Source organism: Citrobacter sp. LJND-P06 (assembly GCF_058188415.1).
The window spans coordinates 3546989-3562941 of sequence record NZ_CP187317.1 but is presented as its reverse complement, the minus strand read 5'-3'; the positions used below and the strand labels follow the sequence as shown (position 1 = coordinate 3562941).

The following is a 15953-nucleotide window of genomic DNA, read 5'->3' as shown; positions in this document are numbered from 1 at the left end:
GGCTAGCGACGATAAATTTCCACGCGATTACGTCCGTTGCTTTTGGCGAGATAAAGCGCCTGGTCTGCTTTCTCAATCAACTGTTTGTAGTCCGGGTGATAATCGTACTCGGCGATACCAATGCTGGTGGTGACCGAGAAGGTTTCTACCGGAGATGCCGAAATCCGCAGCGCGGCAATTTTTGTTCGCAGCGTTTCCAGAATGATGCTCGCCTGCGACACCTCGGATTCGACAAGCAACACCATAAACTCTTCGCCGCCGTAGCGGAAAACGTAATCGCTGCTGCGGATGTGCTCGTAAATCACCGCGGCGACATTTTTCAGCGTGGTGTCTCCGGCATTATGCCCGTAGCGATCGTTGATCTGTTTGAAGTAATCAATGTCGAGCATCGCCAGCACGAACGGTTTACGCGAATGCAGCGCAAGGGAAATCTCGCGGCGCATAATGGTGGGAATAAAGCGGCGATTAAGCAACTGCGTCAGCGAATCTTTGCCGTTCTCTTGTTTCACCAGCTCTTCAAACATGGAAGACAGGAGGAAGTGGATTTGCGCGGATAACTGGCGAATCTCCTGGAGCAAACTCATCCGTTCGTTTGCTGAAGGCTGTTGACCATTCAGTAACACCTGAGTCAGATTGCCGTCGATCTGCTGTATCAGTTGCTCCATCCCGGAAAGCAGTTTTCCGTTACCGAGAATGTGTTTTCCCTTGTGTGATAGCCACATACCAAAGTCAGATTTCGACAGAAAAATCAGCTCTTCGACAGGCAAACCGGTGGCGATATTATAGATAAACTGATTTTCCCAGTCCGTCAGGGAGCGGATTTGGCGCTCCCGCTCTACGTTGACATCATCGTAAATCGTCAACAGGCGGTACTGTTCCTGCGTGTTCATTGAATTTTGGTAATTGGGGGAATACGAGACGGTCATTGCCTCTATCGCGGTGTCCATTGCCAGACTGCTAAAGCAGATAGCATCGCTAAGCACGGTCGTTGGGTAAACGGATTTCGCCTTCAGCAGGCGATACAGCTCATCTTTCAATCTCCGCGCGCCACGGGCGACCAGATCTATCGGCAGGCCGATACGGGCATGAACGACGCCAATATCGCGCTGTTTGGCCAGCAGTTGGTGGAGATCTTCCTGCGCGCTTCCCAACACGCTGCGTAACCAGTGAAACATACTGTGGCTGAGTCGGGTTGCTACCTGCTCGGTATTGAGGAACAGCGCGCTCTCAGCGTGTGAAAGCATATAGTCATAAAAAACGGTAACCAGATGACGAATCTCCTCGTCGGTTAACGAGGTCAAAATCTCGTGAACCTCAGGGGAGGTTTGGTGTAGCAAGGTCTGCCATTCTGTAAGGAGTAGTTTGTCGTTACCGGGTTCTACCTGTTCCATCTTTCCGCCGAATGTAAATACCATTAAAGAGTTGGGTGGATATTACGAGGAATTTCAGTGCGATGGTCAAGTTAAAGCGTGAGACGCGGGCGCGCTGAAGCACTCATTGTCCAACGCTTACGCACTTCACTGAAATTATGGCACAGCAAGCGTACAGTCGCTGAGCAGAGGCGCATCACGGCACGCTGTATCAGCGATTATTTAAAAATAAACGTAAAGTGCTTTGCCTGGTATTATTCCCTTAACGAAAATAGTCTGTTTAATATCAGTTTGTGTTTTTTTAACGTTAAGATATATAGTTTACAACTCACCCTGGCGTAGATGGTCTGGTATTCGTATGCATATTCATCCACCTGTACAACCCGATCAGAGTATTGAGCGTTTAACCGCGGTACTGAAACCATTGGCAGAAAAAATGAAGGTGATACCGCGCAAGAGGATTACGTGGGATTATCAGGGCCAGTCACAGCTCTATCTGTTCATTGAAGGCGAACTTTCAATATTGCGGGCCTCGGATGGGCTTCTGATCGCCACGCTGTATGACCCTCATCTTTTTGGGCTTGCTGAGATGATTCAGCCTGTTCGGGGGCATATTTTACGCGCCGAGAAGGATTCAACAATCCTGCGGGTTGATTCGCAAAAGGCCGCTGACGTGTTTCGTCGGGAAGGATTATGGGAGGATGTCGCAGCGCTGCTCTCGTATCACTCTGCGTATCTGTTTTATCGGGATGCGTTGATTGTGCAGCAAGGCACCTATTCTGTTATTCGTAGCCACTTGCAGGAGATGATTTTACTGCCAGAGGAGACCCGAATGAGAACCTCGATCCTCGAGTATATTCAGGAGAGAACTCACCTTTCGCGCAGTAGTGTATTGAATGTGCTTTCTGCATTAAAACAGGGGGGCTACATAGCGTTTAAACGTGGTGGCTATTTGACGGAACTGACAGAGTTGCCCGAACGGTTTTAATTTCTCGGTGGTGACAGGAATTTCATTATTCTCAGCGCGTTATCACGCCCGTAAATTCTTTTGTCCAAAAATAAATAAACTTATGATTACTCCCGCGCGTGTTTTTATTTATATTTTCTGCGTTTTTATACAAATATACGCGATCGTATAGATTGCAACATGTGAATAATGGGATATTTATGAAGAAGACGCTTGTCGCTTTAATTATTGTTAACGCAGTTACAGCATCAACCGCATTTGCCGCTGCGGATACCGGAACCTGGTATGCCGGGGGTAAATTTGGCTGGTCGCACTATTTTGATACCAGCAGCAGTAAAAACGGAGGAAATAGCTCATCAACGGATTTCGATTTTAATCATGATAATGTGGGTGGCGGAGTGTATACCGGTTATCAGATAACCCCGTGGCTGGCGGTAGAAGGGGGATATGACTATTTGGGGAATATGGGCGTCGAAGGGCATCACGGGGCTTCTGGCGCTAAAATGAAGAGTCAGGGGCTGCAATTGTCATTAAAAGCCAGTTATGGTCTGAATGATAACTGGGATATTTATGGTCGGGCGGGGGCGATGGGTTACCGTGCGGAATCCGACATCAGGGGTAAAAATCACTTTGATACTGGCGTGCGTCCGTTAGTTGCGGTAGGGACGGAATATGCGTTCAATCAAAACCTGGCCGGCCGCTTAGAATATCAGTGGGTGAGTAATGTCGGGAACGCGAATCAGATTGGCGTCAGCAGTGACGTCAGTTCCCTGAATGTCGGTCTGACCTACCGTTTCGCTCAATAATGCGAGAGGCTGTAATCATAAAACCCGATACCGAATGTGTCGGGTTTTAACCGTCAATAGCGTTATGACACTGACTGCAGTGTCATTGAAATCTCCTGCAACCCTTGCACATTATGCTGCGTCAGATAGTTATCGTTCAGGTAGCCTAATTGCTCCAGTTTTGTCAGTGCGGCATAAACCCGCGCTGTCTCGCTGTGGGTGTCAAAAATATCTTTTCGGGTGCTCCGTTGCAGATATGTCTGTTTAAGGTTTGCCGTTAACATGCTTATTTTTTGTTGATTTTGCTGGTGTAGCGGTCGCAATGTGGCTGTGGCTACCGGTGCCTGAACGGTGTCTGGCGCCACCACGGGAACGGTCAGACTATTTAATTGTTGCACAGTGTCAGGCGAGTGAGTGCTACATGCGGTGAGTATGCACAGACTGAGTAAAAGCGGAGAAATACGAATCTTCATAAAAATATAACGCTCCAGGTAAATAACTGGGGGCAATTATCCTGTTCGTTTTTTGTCTGGCGAGAAGATATTTGTTTAATTTTAAATTATGTCCGGTGGATATTTAAAATTAAACAAGTTGGGTTGTGCCAACTGCCGGAGTCAGTGATAACCTGATTTCAGTTATCTACACTACGACATAAGCGTTGAACGTTGTCGAAAATATTTAATGTTATTGGGCTGTTTACTCTTTAGCGTGTTACGGCTCGTTTTGGATTCTCCACTTAAATATTTGCCTGGCAACAATACGCTAGCAAAGAGGCAATTATGAAGCTGAATAAAATTGTTGGATATATGGCGATGGCCGGTGTGTTATCGGCGGCAGTTACCTCATCACCGGTGATGGCAAATGACGCGCCGAAGGAGGCTACGCCGTCCACGAAAGCTGCAAATGAAGCGCTTTATCGCCAACTGCCATTTTCAGATAACACCGACTTTTCGAATGCGCATAAGGGGTTTATTGCACCGTTGCCTCAGGATGTGATTAAAGGCGAGAAAGGCAATGTGGTCTGGAACCCGCAGCAATATGCTTTTATTAAAGAAGGGCAAAAATCGCCTGATACGGTGAACCCAAGCCTCTGGCGTCAGGCGCAGTTGATTAATATCAGCGGCCTGTTTGAAGTGACCGATGGGGTATATCAGATTCGTAATCTGGATCTTTCAAATATGACCATTATCGAAGGGAAAGAGGGGATTACCGTCGTCGATCCACTGGTTTCCGCAGAAACTGCAAAGGTCGGTATCGATCTCTATTACAAAAACCGTGGCAAGAGACCGGTGGTTGCCGTGATTTATACCCACAGTCACGTTGACCACTATGGCGGCGTGCGCGGCGTGGTGGATGAAGCCGATGTGAAGTCCGGTAAAGTGAAAGTGTATGCGCCTGCCGGATTTATGAAAGAGGCGGTTTCAGAGAACATTATGGCCGGTAATGTGATGAGCCGTCGCGCCAGCTACATGTACGGAAATTTATTGAAATCGAATGAAAAAGGCCAGGTGGGTGCCGGGCTGGGGACGACCACGTCTGCCGGTACGGTGACGCTTATTGAACCCACCAACATCATCGAGAAAGACGGCCAGAAAGAGGTTATTGATGGCCTGACCTATGACTTTATGATGGCGCCAGGTTCCGAAGCGCCATCTGAAATGCTGTGGTATGTCGAAGAGAAGCAAATGATTGAGGCCGCAGAGGATGTGACCCATACCCTGCACAATACGTATTCACTGCGCGGGGCAAAAATTCGCGACCCGCTGGCCTGGTCGAAATACATCAATGCCGCCATTGAACGCTGGGGTGACAAAGCGCAGATCATTATGGCGCAGCACCACTGGCCGACATGGGGTAATGAGAATGTGGTTAAGTTAATGAAAAGCCAGCGAGATATGTATCGTTATATCAACGACCAGACTTTGCGTATGGCGAATAAAGGGCTGACCCGCGATGAGATTGCGGCCAACTTCAAACTGCCGGAAGGGCTGGCGAACTCCTGGGCAAGCCGCGGCTACTACGGTTCGGTCAGCCATGATGTGAAAGCCACCTACGTGCTCTATCTCGGCTGGTTTAACGGCAATCCGGCATCGTTGGATGAACTGCCGCCAGAAGAAGCGGCGAAGAAATATGTTGATTACATGGGGGGCCCGGATCAGATCCTGAAGAAGGCCAAAGAGGATTACACACAGGGGAATTATCGCTGGGTGGCGCAGGTCGTGAGTAACGTGGTGTTTGCCGACCCGCAGAATGCCACGGCGCGTAATCTGGAAGCGGATGCGCTGGAGCAACTGGGCTATCAGGCCGAATCTGGCCCGTGGCGTAACTTCTACCTGACCGGCGCGCAGGAACTGCGTAATGGCGTGGTGAAAGGCCCGACGCCGAACACCGCCAGCCCGGACACCGTACGCGCCATGAGCCCGGAAATGTTCTTTGATTATCTTGGCGTCCATCTCAACGGTGAAAAAGCGGCTAACGCAAAAGCCATTTTCAATGTTGATCTGGGTAAGGATGGCGGTATCTACAAACTGGAGCTTGAAAACGGTGTGCTGAATCATACCGCCAATGAGCAGTCCAGCCATGCCGATGCGACGATTACCCTCAATCGCGCAACGCTGAATAAAATTATCCTGAAAGAGGAGACGCTAAAACAGGCGCAGGATAACGGTAGCATGACAATTACCGGTAATGCGGCGAAGTTTGACGAAATGCTGAGTTTTATGGATACGTTCGACTTCTGGTTTAATATCGTGACTCCCTGACTGATGCGCCCAAAACGGCTTTTGGCTGTTTTGGGCATCAGCGTTTTTTGAAATCAGGTCTATTCTATGAATGGGATAAATATGTTTTTCTGAAATCTATTTTCCCCATCGTGTTTTTTCTGGTGAATAAAATAGACAATGATAATAATTTCATCGAGTAATTAATGAAAAAAATAACTCTGGTGTGTACCGGTTTACTCTTTTCTTCGCTTTCCCATGCCAGCGCGTTGTACTTCTATGAAATTGGGACTGAGGATACCGCGCTGGCAGGGGCGGGACAGGCCGCCAGGGCACAGGATGCCTCGACCATTGTCACCAATCCGGCGGGCATGACCCGTTTACCTGATCATATGTTTACCGGGGGATTACAGGTGATGGATGGTGATATTCCTTATCACCTCGATGATTCCAGTAAAGAAAGTCCGGGTAATGTGATGAATATTTTTCCGGGCGCCAGTTCTTTTTATTCTCAAAAAATCAACGACAGGCTATACGCCGGAATTGGATTATATGGGAACTATGGGCTGGGAATTGATTTTGGTGATTGGGCGGGCGATCGTTTGATCAAAAAAAGTACCATGGTGGCAATGACGTTGAGTCCTTCTGTAGCCTACAAATTAAATGACAGGCTGTCGATTGGCGCTTCTGCCAATGCAAACTATGGCTATTTGTCATTAACCCGTAATGTTAATGGGGATGATGAAAAAGAGAATGATCACGACTGGGCGATGAGTTATCGCCTGGGGTTACTGATGGATCTGACCGACAGCACGCGGGCGGGCATCACCTGGACCAGCAAAACCGATTACGACTTTAACATCAACGGCAAAGCGCGCTTGCCGAATTTACCCAATGTTGAATACGATCTGCCTATTTCGGCGCAGGTTCGGGCGCCGCAGCAGATTATGTTCAGTCTGGTGCATGACATTAACCCACACTGGTCTGTGATGGGCGATCTTGGCTGGCAAGACTGGAGCCAGTTTGGTAGCCCGCAGGTCACGATTGCCGGGCAGGAGAGTCAACAGCAGAATCGCCTGAAAGACTCCTGGCATACGGCGTTAGGCGTGCAGTACCGGCCAACAGAACAGTGGCGGCTGAATGCGGGCGTTGCATTCGACAGTACGGTGTATCACTCGCAAAGCGATGTGGCGCTGTCATTACCGACCGGTGATGAATGGCGGTTTGCGACCGGTGCTCAATATCAGATAACCCCGGCGAGCAACGTGGGTTTTGCCGTATCGTATCTGCATATGCAATCGTCAAACGTGAAATCACCAGAGGTATTTTCCGGGAGCTATGACCATCCCTACCTCTGGTTTGCGAGCGTTAACTACAGCTATCAATTCTAAGAGGCGCAGGAATTACCGGTGCGTGACGCCCTCGTAAATGAGTCTCAGGGCGAAAGCACCAATAATGGCGCCGATAACGCGACTGGCGACGCGATTAACCCGTGCATAACCGCGACGAACCGCGGGCAGAGAAAAAGCCTGACTGAGGAAAATGCGCCAGATAACGGAGGAGAGCACAATGCCGGCCCAGGCCATCAGCCTCGCCCATGTCGGTGTTTCTGCGCTCAGCGTCACAGAAAAAATACTGATAAAAAACAATACAGTCTGTGGATTGGAGAGATCGGTTATCAGCCCACGGCGAAAAAACACATACCACGGGGCGGCGATCGGTTGCGAAAGGGCGGACATTTGCGGCGTCGCCTGGTGGCGAATACTGTTCCATGCAAACCACAGCAGGTAGGCTCCGCCGACGATTTTGATAATCGAAAAGATCCCCTCGCATTGGGTAATCAATGTTGCCATGCCGAATAACCCAAGACCGGAATAAAACGCATCACCCAACGCCACGCCCAGACCGGTCAATACGCCCGCCCGCCGACCGGATGCCAGACTGGTTTGCACCACCACAAAGAGATTCGCACCTGGGTTAAAAAACGTTAACACGAACAGGCTGACGGTGAGCACAACGGCGTGGATGGGATCCATAGGCAACACTTCCGAATAATGGGTGAATTAACATCATCTTATTGGTAGCAAAACGGCGCGAGTGAGAGAGGGATCACAAACAAGTGAGGTTAATCTGGCGAGGAGAATAACGGCTGCGCTTTCTGTTGTTCGCCACCCGCGAGTTCCCGGGTGGCGAACGAGGATCAGAAGGTGTATTTCAGTCCTAACATCCCCTGAGTATCGCTATAGCCATTATCGCCGACCTGTTGTGCGACGTTGCCCCACAGTTGCAGACGTGCATTAATTTGGCCTTCCATCCCTACTTTTAACTCGCCGACATTGCGTGACCCTTTGATCTCATTGCTGATGTCATCCATCTTCACGCTGTAATTGTTCGAGTTGTAGATCCAGTTAGCTTCGACAAAGGGCTGGAACGTGCGGTCTTTGCCGTCATCCCTTGCGCTATGGCCCTGCAGATACGCTTTCATCCCCAAACGGGTTTGCAGATTGCCGTCGGTGTCATCGGACACCCGGGTTCCGTTTTTCTCGGTGTGATTGTCGGCTTGCACATCCATCCAGGTCAGTTGTGCTTTCGGCTGCAACCAATAGCTATTGCGGCCATCGCTGCTTTCACCAAGACGGAAGGTGTAACCGGCTTCCACAGAGGCGGTGATACCGTCGGAATCATATTTCTCGGTTGCCAGATTCTCGCCGGACACCTGGTTTTCAAACCAGTTATAGAGCAGCCAGGTATCAACATAGGCACCCGCTTGGTCGGCATCGTTGGCATACCATGTGCCGTAAACCCCGACGCTGTAACCGCTGATTTCACCACGCGAGGAATAACCGGTCAGGCTGGAGTGCGTGCGGCTTTTGCTGTTGGCATATCCGGTCATCAGGCCGAGATGCCAGCGATCCAGACCGTCGCTGCTCCACGTAGCAATATCGCCGCCGAGTTGCAGGACATAGCGGTTGCTTTGGGTACTCAACTGGCCGGAACCCTCTTTAAAGCGGTTATGCCCGCCGATGTGACGCATCCACAGACTGGTGACTTTCTGTTCACCGGTGAGTACATCGGTGTACTGCGTTTCGCCCAGACGGTCATGCAGTCGGGTGTTAAACAGCGTATTTGCGGCGAAGGTATTTGCCAGATAGCTGCCAAATTCCGGGCGATACTGCTGCTTGCCTTCGGGTTGTGGTGTCGGAGTTGGCGTGGGGCCAGGGCCGGGTTCTGGCTCAGGATTGGGCGTCGGCTCTGGTGTCGGATCGGGATCTGGCGTCGGTTCTGGTTCCGGCGTTGGGTCTGGATCGGGTTCCGGCGTCGGATCGGTGACGGCGGTGCTGGTTAAGTACCAGTTTTGATTGTCGCTTTTCACCAGATTGTAATCAAACGCACCGGCCACAATACGGCCTTCTTTGGTAAACGTACCGTCTGATACCCCCTCAATTTCGACAATCTGAATGCCTTCAATGGTTTGTGAACCTGTTCCTCCCGCGTTAGTCACGCTCACACGGGTATTTCCGGCGGTATCGCCTTTGACCAGCAGTTTGTCGGTGGCGGAATCATCACCTGCCAGCGCGGTTTGCAGCACCAGCAGGCCATTATCTGAGGTGTAATCTCCGTTGATGGTCAGCGTGGTTGGGGAAAATGCAGCACGGGTTTGCGGTGAAGAAAGTGTCGCCGTACCTGCCAGTACCAGTGATTTAACGGTTTGCGAATAACCGTTTAAATCCAGATGACCCGCGCTTTCCACCGTGAAATCCGAGTTAGCGCTCAGGGTATTTTCCGTTCCGGTGCGCAGGGTGCCGTTTGCCACCTGAGTGGTGCCGGAATAGGTATTCGCCCCGGTCAGCGTGGTTGTTCCTGAACCTAACTGATTTACGTCGCCTTTGCCGGTAATATTGGCGGCCAGCGTAAAATCCTGACTCAAATGGTTAAAATTCAGAATCGCCGTGCTGAGATTATCGGTATTGCCCAGATGAATACGCGGAACGTTAATTTGCCCGGCGGCTTGTTCTGCTTCGCCCTGAGCGCCGCCAATATTTAAAATACCGGTGCTGCCCTGACCAACGGCGAGCCAAATTATGTCACCGGAATTTATCGTTGCGCCATTGCTGGCAGTAAGAATACCGGTGGCGTCATTATTGGTGGTGGCGAATCCCCCCAGATAAATACCCTGGGTTACGTTCAGCGTGGAATTTTCACCGTCGATAATGGCCTCTCCATGGCCATTGCGATGGGTGTTGTCGGTATTTCCGACATAACCAATGCTAAAGTGTTCCGACAGGGAGAGAGTGCCGCCGTTGGTAATTATCAGCTTACCTTTTCCCTGGTCGCCAACGACTGCCCAGCCTGACGAAACGGTAGAGTTGGCGCCATCAATCGCCACCAGTCCCTCGGCGCCCCCGGCATATTCGCCAATACGCAGCTCATCAATTCCACTTACCGTGCTGCCATTATTAACGAAAAGGGAACCTGAGCCATTATGTGTGCCCAATACCAGATTAACCTGATTCTCGCTATCAAAGGACCAGGAGGCGCCGTTGGTTAACGTGACAGATCCCGTCGCCCCGTCGCCAATGGTGCCTGCTGATGTTGTAATATGACGGCCATCGATAATGAGCGAACCATCGGTATTTTCCCCGACGTTAAGGCTACTAAAACGATCCCAGCCGCTTTCTGTATTTTCTGTATCAGAAAGGGTCAGGCTTTCATTATTATTAATGACAATATCATCATCTGGTGTCGCCGGAGGGGCTATTGACAACAGACTGATATTATTGGCTGATGTCGCGGCGACAGCAGGTACAGATAACGCAAGGGCTATGGCGAGTGATAATGCCGATAGCGGGTGTCGTAGAATAGTTGTTGTCATATTATTCCTCTTCCGTAAGGTAATGCAGTGTTGTTTGTGTTGATGATTGACTCATCATGAGTCGGGTGTGAATACGCAACACACCCCCATCCGTATCCTAAACATTACGTTTGCTTAGTGACATGAATAGCGTATTCCGATAATGCGGATGGTATTTGCACATCACGAAAGAAAGAAATCGTTTAAAAAATCCATAATTGAGTTTATTGATAGATTCCAACAATTATAAATAAGACGTAAAGCGCGGTGATGATTCAGTGTGTGGATAAACAGATAATGGCGTCTTAATGATTTTGATAGTCGGTTTTTTGGTTGCGTTTAAAATACAACGCGATATAACTTTTGGACTTTTTATTTTATTAAGTGATGCTGGTAAGTAAGTTGTGGTTAATATACGCGTGCTTATTCTTTTTATTGATTTAATTGCGAAGGGGAATGATATTATTGCCGCTGTTTTCGTGTTTTATTGCCGTTATATTGATAATAATCAAAAATTATAGCAGTACGAATTTAAGATAACTTATCTCTTCTTTAAGAGAATTGCAAATATATTATGGCGGGGTTTGTATTATTCTGAATACCGATGTTGCCTGGCTGCCATCCGCCACTGAAGCGCAAGGTGGCGAGGCTCTCAACATGCTGTAAGTCATCCGGATTCTGGCGACGGCGTTCACCCGGCAGACGTTGGCACAGGCGGTGTTGTCGCTGCCGCCACGCAAAATCAATTTATACTGATTTTCGCGCTGGATTTTTTGCAGAACATGAACTACTTATTAATCATCCTTGTAGGGTGCTGTAACATTCATGTGTGATGATAGCGTAATAACAAAAATGGGAGTTTTTATATGAAGACAGGATATAAGGTATTGATTGGGGCGTTGGCGTTAGTGGTTTCAAATGCGTATGCAGCAGAGTTGATGACGAAAGTCGAGTTTGAAAAAGTCGAATCACAGTATACCAAAGTGGGTACAATTTCTACGAGCAACGAAGTCTCTACTTCTGATGCGAAGGAAGACCTCCTGAAGAAAGCCGATGAAAAAGGTGCCGATGTTGTCGTACTGACATCTGGCCAGACGGATAATAAAATCCATGGCACCGCCAATATTTATAAAAAGAAATAACGCGCTTCTCTGATAGACAAAACCCGCCAGTCTCACTGGCGGGTTATTCTTTTAATCGCCGCCAGAATGTTGTTCTGCTCACCCCCAGATACCGCGCTGCTGCGGTTTTATCCCCGTTAAACTGTGCGAGAACCTCCTGAGCCGTAAGCGATGTGGGGGCTGGAGGCGCTTCGTCTGTGGCAGTCAGTTCCGGTAACAATCGCTGTAGAAAATGGACATCGAGCGCAGGTTGCGGCTCAACGCTTAAGAAAAGCGCCAGACGTTCCATCATATTGCGCAACTCACGAATATTCCCAGGCCAGCCGTAATGCAGCAGAACCGCCTGACTTTGCTGTAAGCCTTCGCGTACCGATTCGCTAAACGGCGCTTCTAATGCCGCCAGCGACTGTTTTAAAAATCCTTCTGCCAGCGGCACAATGTCAGCATGACGCTCACGTAGCGGTGGCAGCGCCAGGCGCAAAATACTGAGGCGATAAAACAGATCGGTACGAAATTGCCCCTGTTTCATCTGCTGTTCCAGATTGCAGTGGGTGGCACTAATCACCCGCACATCCACCGGGATAGGCTGATGCCCGCCGACGCGCGTCACCTCTTTTTCTTCCAGTACGCGCAATAGCCGGGTCTGGAGCGGCAGGGGCATCTCGCCTATCTCATCCAGAAACAGCGTTCCGCCGTGGGCAATCTCAAACAGTCCGGCGCGTCCTCCGCGACGTGATCCGGTAAAGGCTCCCTCTTCGTAGCCAAACAACTCCGCTTCGAGTAAAGATTCGGCAATCGCCCCGCAATTGACGGCAACAAAAGGCGGGGAACGCCTGCCGCTGCGCCCTCCCTGACGGGTAAAATATTCGCGATGAATGGCCTGGGCCGCCAGTTCTTTTCCGGTGCCCGTTTCCCCCTGAATCAGGACGGGCGCACGGGAACGGGCGTAGAGCATAATCGTGTGTCGAACCTGCTCCATTTGCAGCGAATGACCGCGTATATCGCCCAAATCATAACGGGTGCGCAACCCGTTTTCAGAGGCATACGGGCGGTGTTGTCGTCGCGTCAGGCGGGTCATATCCAGCGCGTCGCTAAAGGCCTGACGCACGGTGGCTGCCGAATAAATAAAGATCCCCGTCATGCCCGCTTCCTCTGCCAGATCGGTTATCAGTCCCGCGCCAACCACGGCTTCAGTGCCGTTCGCCTTCAGTTCATTAATTTGCCCGCGCGCGTCTTCTTCGGTGATATAGCTGCGTTGATCGAGGCGCAGCTTAAAGGTTTTTTGGAACGCCATCAGGGCTGGCAGCGTCTCCTGATAGGTCACCACGCCGATAGAAGAGGTCAGCTTGCCTGCTTTCGCCAGCGCCTGTAAGACGTCGAAGCCGCTGGGTTTAATCAGGATCACGGGAATGGACAGCCGACTTTTCAAATATGCACCGTTCGATCCCGCAGCGATAATCGCATCGCAGCGTTCACTGGCCAGCTTCTTACGGATATAGGTCACGGCTTTTTCAAAGCCGAGCTGGATGGGGGTGATGGTCGCCTGGTGATCGAACTCGAGACTGATGTCGCGAAACAGCTCGAACAGCCGCGTCACCGAGACCGTCCAGATAACCGGCTTATCATCATTTACCCGCGGTGGAAGGTGCGTATCCGCCATAGTCGCCCAAAAAAATGAAGGAACAGAGTATTGGGTGTAGTCTTGTTTCATAAATGTTGCAATGAAACAGCATCACGCGTTTCATGAAACGTTAACTGGCACGCATTTTTTCACTTTCAATATTACTTAGACATCTAATTCATTGTTTTAAAATGAATAAAAATAAAGTGGTTGTCTTTATGCCTGCGTTGGCATAGCCCTTGCTTTATGTAAATCAACTAAGGCAACAAGTTGATAACAAAAGGACGGGATATGTCTCTACATTCTCCGGGGCAGGCGTTTCGCGCCGCGCTCACCAAAGAAAACCCATTGCAGATTGTCGGCACCATCAATGCGAATCACGCGCTTCTGGCCCAGCGCGCCGGATATCAGGCGATTTATCTCTCTGGCGGCGGTGTCGCGGCCGGTTCGCTGGGGCTGCCGGATCTGGGGATCTCCACGCTGGATGATGTGCTGACCGACATTCGCCGTATCACCGACGTTTGTCCGCTGCCGCTGCTGGTGGATGCCGATATCGGTTTTGGCTCTTCAGCGTTCAGCGTTGCGCGGACGGTGAAATCGATGATCAAAGCCGGCGCCGCTGCGCTGCATATTGAAGATCAGGTCGGCGCCAAGCGCTGTGGTCATCGCCCCAACAAAGCCATTGTCTCGAAAGAAGAAATGGTGGACAGGATCCGGGCGGCGGTCGATGCCCGCACCGATCCCGATTTTGTCATCATGGCGCGTACCGATGCGCTGGCGGTCGAAGGGCTGGACGCGGCTATCGATCGTGCCCGGGCGTACGTTGAAGCCGGGGCAGACATGATATTCCCGGAGGCGATCACCGAGCTTTCCATGTATCGCCAGTTTGCCGACGCGGTACAGGTTCCTATTCTCGCTAACATCACTGAGTTCGGCGCGACGCCGCTGTTTACCACTGATGAACTGCGCAGCGCCAACGTCGCCATGGCGCTTTATCCGTTGTCTGCCTTTCGCGCAATGAACCGCGCCGCTGAGCGCGTCTATAACGTGCTGCGCCAGGAAGGAACGCAAAAGAACGTTATCGACACCATGCAAACGCGTAACGAACTGTACGAGAGCATCAATTACTACCAGTACGAAGAGAAGCTCGACGCGCTGTTTGCCAAAAATAAATCGTAGGCCTGGTAAGGCGCAGTCGCCATCTGGCAATGCCGGATGGCACTGCGTTTATCCGGTCGACAAGATGAATTTGTACCTTACACATTAAAACAATGACGAGGACACTATGAGCGACACGACGATCCTGCAAAATAATACCCATGTCATTAAACCGAAAAAATCAGTGGCCCTTTCCGGAGTCGCTGCGGGCAATACCGCGCTGTGCACCGTCGGCAAGAGTGGTAACGATTTGCACTACCGCGGCTACGATATTCTCGATCTGGCCCAGCATTGCGAATTTGAAGAAGTGGCGCATTTGCTGATTCACGGTAAGCTGCCGACCCGCGATGAACTCCAGGCGTATAAAATCAAATTAAAAGCGCTGCGCGGATTACCTGCCAATGTGCGTACCGTTCTGGAAGCGCTACCTGCGGCGTCGCACCCGATGGACGTTATGCGCACGGGCGTTTCCGCGCTGGGCTGTACGCTGCCGGAAAAAGAGGGGCACACCGTCTCCGGCGCTCGCGACATCGCTGACAAGCTGCTGGCCTCGCTCAGTTCCATCCTTCTCTACTGGTATCACTACAGTCACAACGGCGAACGTATCCAGCCGGAAACCGACGACGACTCTGTCGGCGGGCATTTTCTGCATCTGCTGCACGGTGAAAAACCGTCGAAAAGCTGGGAAAAGGCGATGCACATCTCGCTGGTACTGTACGCCGAGCATGAATTTAACGCCTCCACCTTTACCAGTCGCGTGATTGCAGGAACAGGTTCCGACGTCTATTCAGCGATTATTGGCGCGATTGGCGCACTGCGTGGCCCGAAACACGGCGGCGCGAACGAAGTGTCGCTGGAAATTCAACAGCGCTATGAAACGCCGGACGAAGCCGAGGCCGATATCCGTAAACGCGTGGAAAACAAAGAGGTGGTGATTGGTTTTGGTCATCCGGTCTACACCATTGCCGATCCGCGTCATCAGGTGATTAAGAAGGTGGCGAAACAGCTTTCTCAGGAAGGCGGGTCGCTGAAGATGTACAACATCGCCGACCGTCTGGAAGAGGTGATGTGGGAAACGAAAAAGATGTTCCCGAATCTCGACTGGTTCTCGGCGGTTTCCTACAACATGATGGGCGTCCCGACCGAAATGTTTACACCGCTGTTTGTGATTGCCCGCGTCACCGGCTGGGCGGCGCACATCATCGAACAGCGCCAGGATAATAAAATTATCCGTCCTTCCGCCAATTACACCGGCCCGGAAGATCGCCTCTTTGTTCCACTGAATGAACGCAATTAATTAATAACCTCTAAATAGTTACCCAATGGATTTCGAGTTGCATCAAGGCGGCGACGCAGCGA

12 protein-coding genes are annotated in these 15953 nt (G+C 50.6%); 7 read left to right on the top strand and 5 right to left on the bottom strand.

Going from position 1 to position 15953, the window contains the following annotated elements:
• Positions 1 to 2: 2 nt before the first annotated feature.
• Complete coding sequence (locus ACO7SM_RS16905) at positions 3 to 1391, bottom strand: diguanylate cyclase (RefSeq protein ID WP_490468491.1); 1389 nt, start codon at positions 1389 to 1391, stop codon at positions 3 to 5.
• Between the two features lie 337 nt (positions 1392 to 1728).
• Here ACO7SM_RS16905 and ACO7SM_RS16900 point away from each other — a divergent pair, with 337 nt between their 5' ends.
• Both ACO7SM_RS16900 and ACO7SM_RS16895 read left to right on the top strand, forming a co-directional pair.
• Positions 1729 to 2358 carry a winged helix-turn-helix transcriptional regulator gene (locus ACO7SM_RS16900; protein WP_490468490.1) on the top strand — a complete coding sequence of 210 codons (630 nt, stop codon included), beginning with the start codon at positions 1729 to 1731 and terminating at the stop codon, positions 2356 to 2358.
• A gap of 179 nt (positions 2359 to 2537) precedes the next feature.
• Positions 2538 to 3143 carry an outer membrane beta-barrel protein gene (locus ACO7SM_RS16895; RefSeq protein ID WP_490468489.1) on the top strand — a complete coding sequence of 202 codons (606 nt, stop codon included), beginning with the start codon at positions 2538 to 2540 and terminating at the stop codon, positions 3141 to 3143.
• A 62-nt stretch (positions 3144 to 3205) separates the two neighbouring features.
• Here ACO7SM_RS16895 and ACO7SM_RS16890 read toward each other — a convergent pair whose 3' ends face one another.
• Complete coding sequence (locus tag ACO7SM_RS16890) at positions 3206 to 3595, bottom strand: hypothetical protein (RefSeq protein WP_490468488.1); 390 nt, start codon at positions 3593 to 3595, stop codon at positions 3206 to 3208.
• 306 nt (positions 3596 to 3901) lie between these two features.
• Between ACO7SM_RS16890 and ACO7SM_RS16885 the strand changes: the two genes are divergently transcribed.
• Both ACO7SM_RS16885 and ACO7SM_RS16880 read left to right on the top strand, forming a co-directional pair.
• Positions 3902 to 5884 carry an alkyl/aryl-sulfatase gene (locus ACO7SM_RS16885; protein ID WP_490468487.1) on the top strand — a complete coding sequence of 661 codons (1983 nt, stop codon included), beginning with the start codon at positions 3902 to 3904 and terminating at the stop codon, positions 5882 to 5884.
• Positions 5885 to 6048: 164 nt separating this feature from the next.
• The gene (locus ACO7SM_RS16880) at positions 6049 to 7233 is read left to right on the top strand and encodes an OmpP1/FadL family transporter (protein ID WP_490468486.1); all 1185 of its coding nucleotides are present in this window, start codon (positions 6049 to 6051) and stop codon (positions 7231 to 7233) included.
• A gap of 12 nt (positions 7234 to 7245) precedes the next feature.
• Here the strand turns inward: ACO7SM_RS16880 and ACO7SM_RS16875 are convergent, their stop codons facing one another.
• Positions 7246 to 7878, bottom strand: a complete 633-nt coding sequence (locus ACO7SM_RS16875) for a LysE family transporter (RefSeq protein WP_490468485.1) — start codon at positions 7876 to 7878, stop codon at positions 7246 to 7248.
• 164 nt (positions 7879 to 8042) lie between these two features.
• A complete protein-coding gene (locus ACO7SM_RS16870; protein ID WP_490468484.1) occupies positions 8043 to 10715 on the bottom strand; it encodes an autotransporter outer membrane beta-barrel domain-containing protein in 2673 nt (890 codons plus the stop codon).
• Between the two features lie 845 nt (positions 10716 to 11560).
• On the opposite strand from ACO7SM_RS16870, the gene yahO reads away from it, so the two are divergent.
• Complete coding sequence (gene yahO, locus ACO7SM_RS16865; RefSeq protein WP_490468483.1) at positions 11561 to 11836, top strand: DUF1471 family periplasmic protein YahO; 276 nt, start codon at positions 11561 to 11563, stop codon at positions 11834 to 11836.
• Positions 11837 to 11879: 43 nt separating this feature from the next.
• On the opposite strand, the gene prpR is transcribed toward yahO, so the two are convergent.
• Complete coding sequence (gene prpR / locus ACO7SM_RS16860; RefSeq protein ID WP_490470969.1) at positions 11880 to 13475, bottom strand: propionate catabolism operon regulatory protein PrpR; 1596 nt, start codon at positions 13473 to 13475, stop codon at positions 11880 to 11882.
• A 252-nt stretch (positions 13476 to 13727) separates the two neighbouring features.
• Between prpR and prpB the strand changes: the two genes are divergently transcribed.
• Both prpB and prpC read left to right on the top strand, forming a co-directional pair.
• Positions 13728 to 14615, top strand: a complete 888-nt coding sequence (gene prpB / locus ACO7SM_RS16855; protein ID WP_490468482.1) for a methylisocitrate lyase — start codon at positions 13728 to 13730, stop codon at positions 14613 to 14615.
• 106 nt (positions 14616 to 14721) lie between these two features.
• Positions 14722 to 15891, top strand: a complete 1170-nt coding sequence (prpC, locus tag ACO7SM_RS16850) for a bifunctional 2-methylcitrate synthase/citrate synthase (protein WP_490468481.1) — start codon at positions 14722 to 14724, stop codon at positions 15889 to 15891.
• Positions 15892 to 15953: the final 62 nt, after the last annotated feature.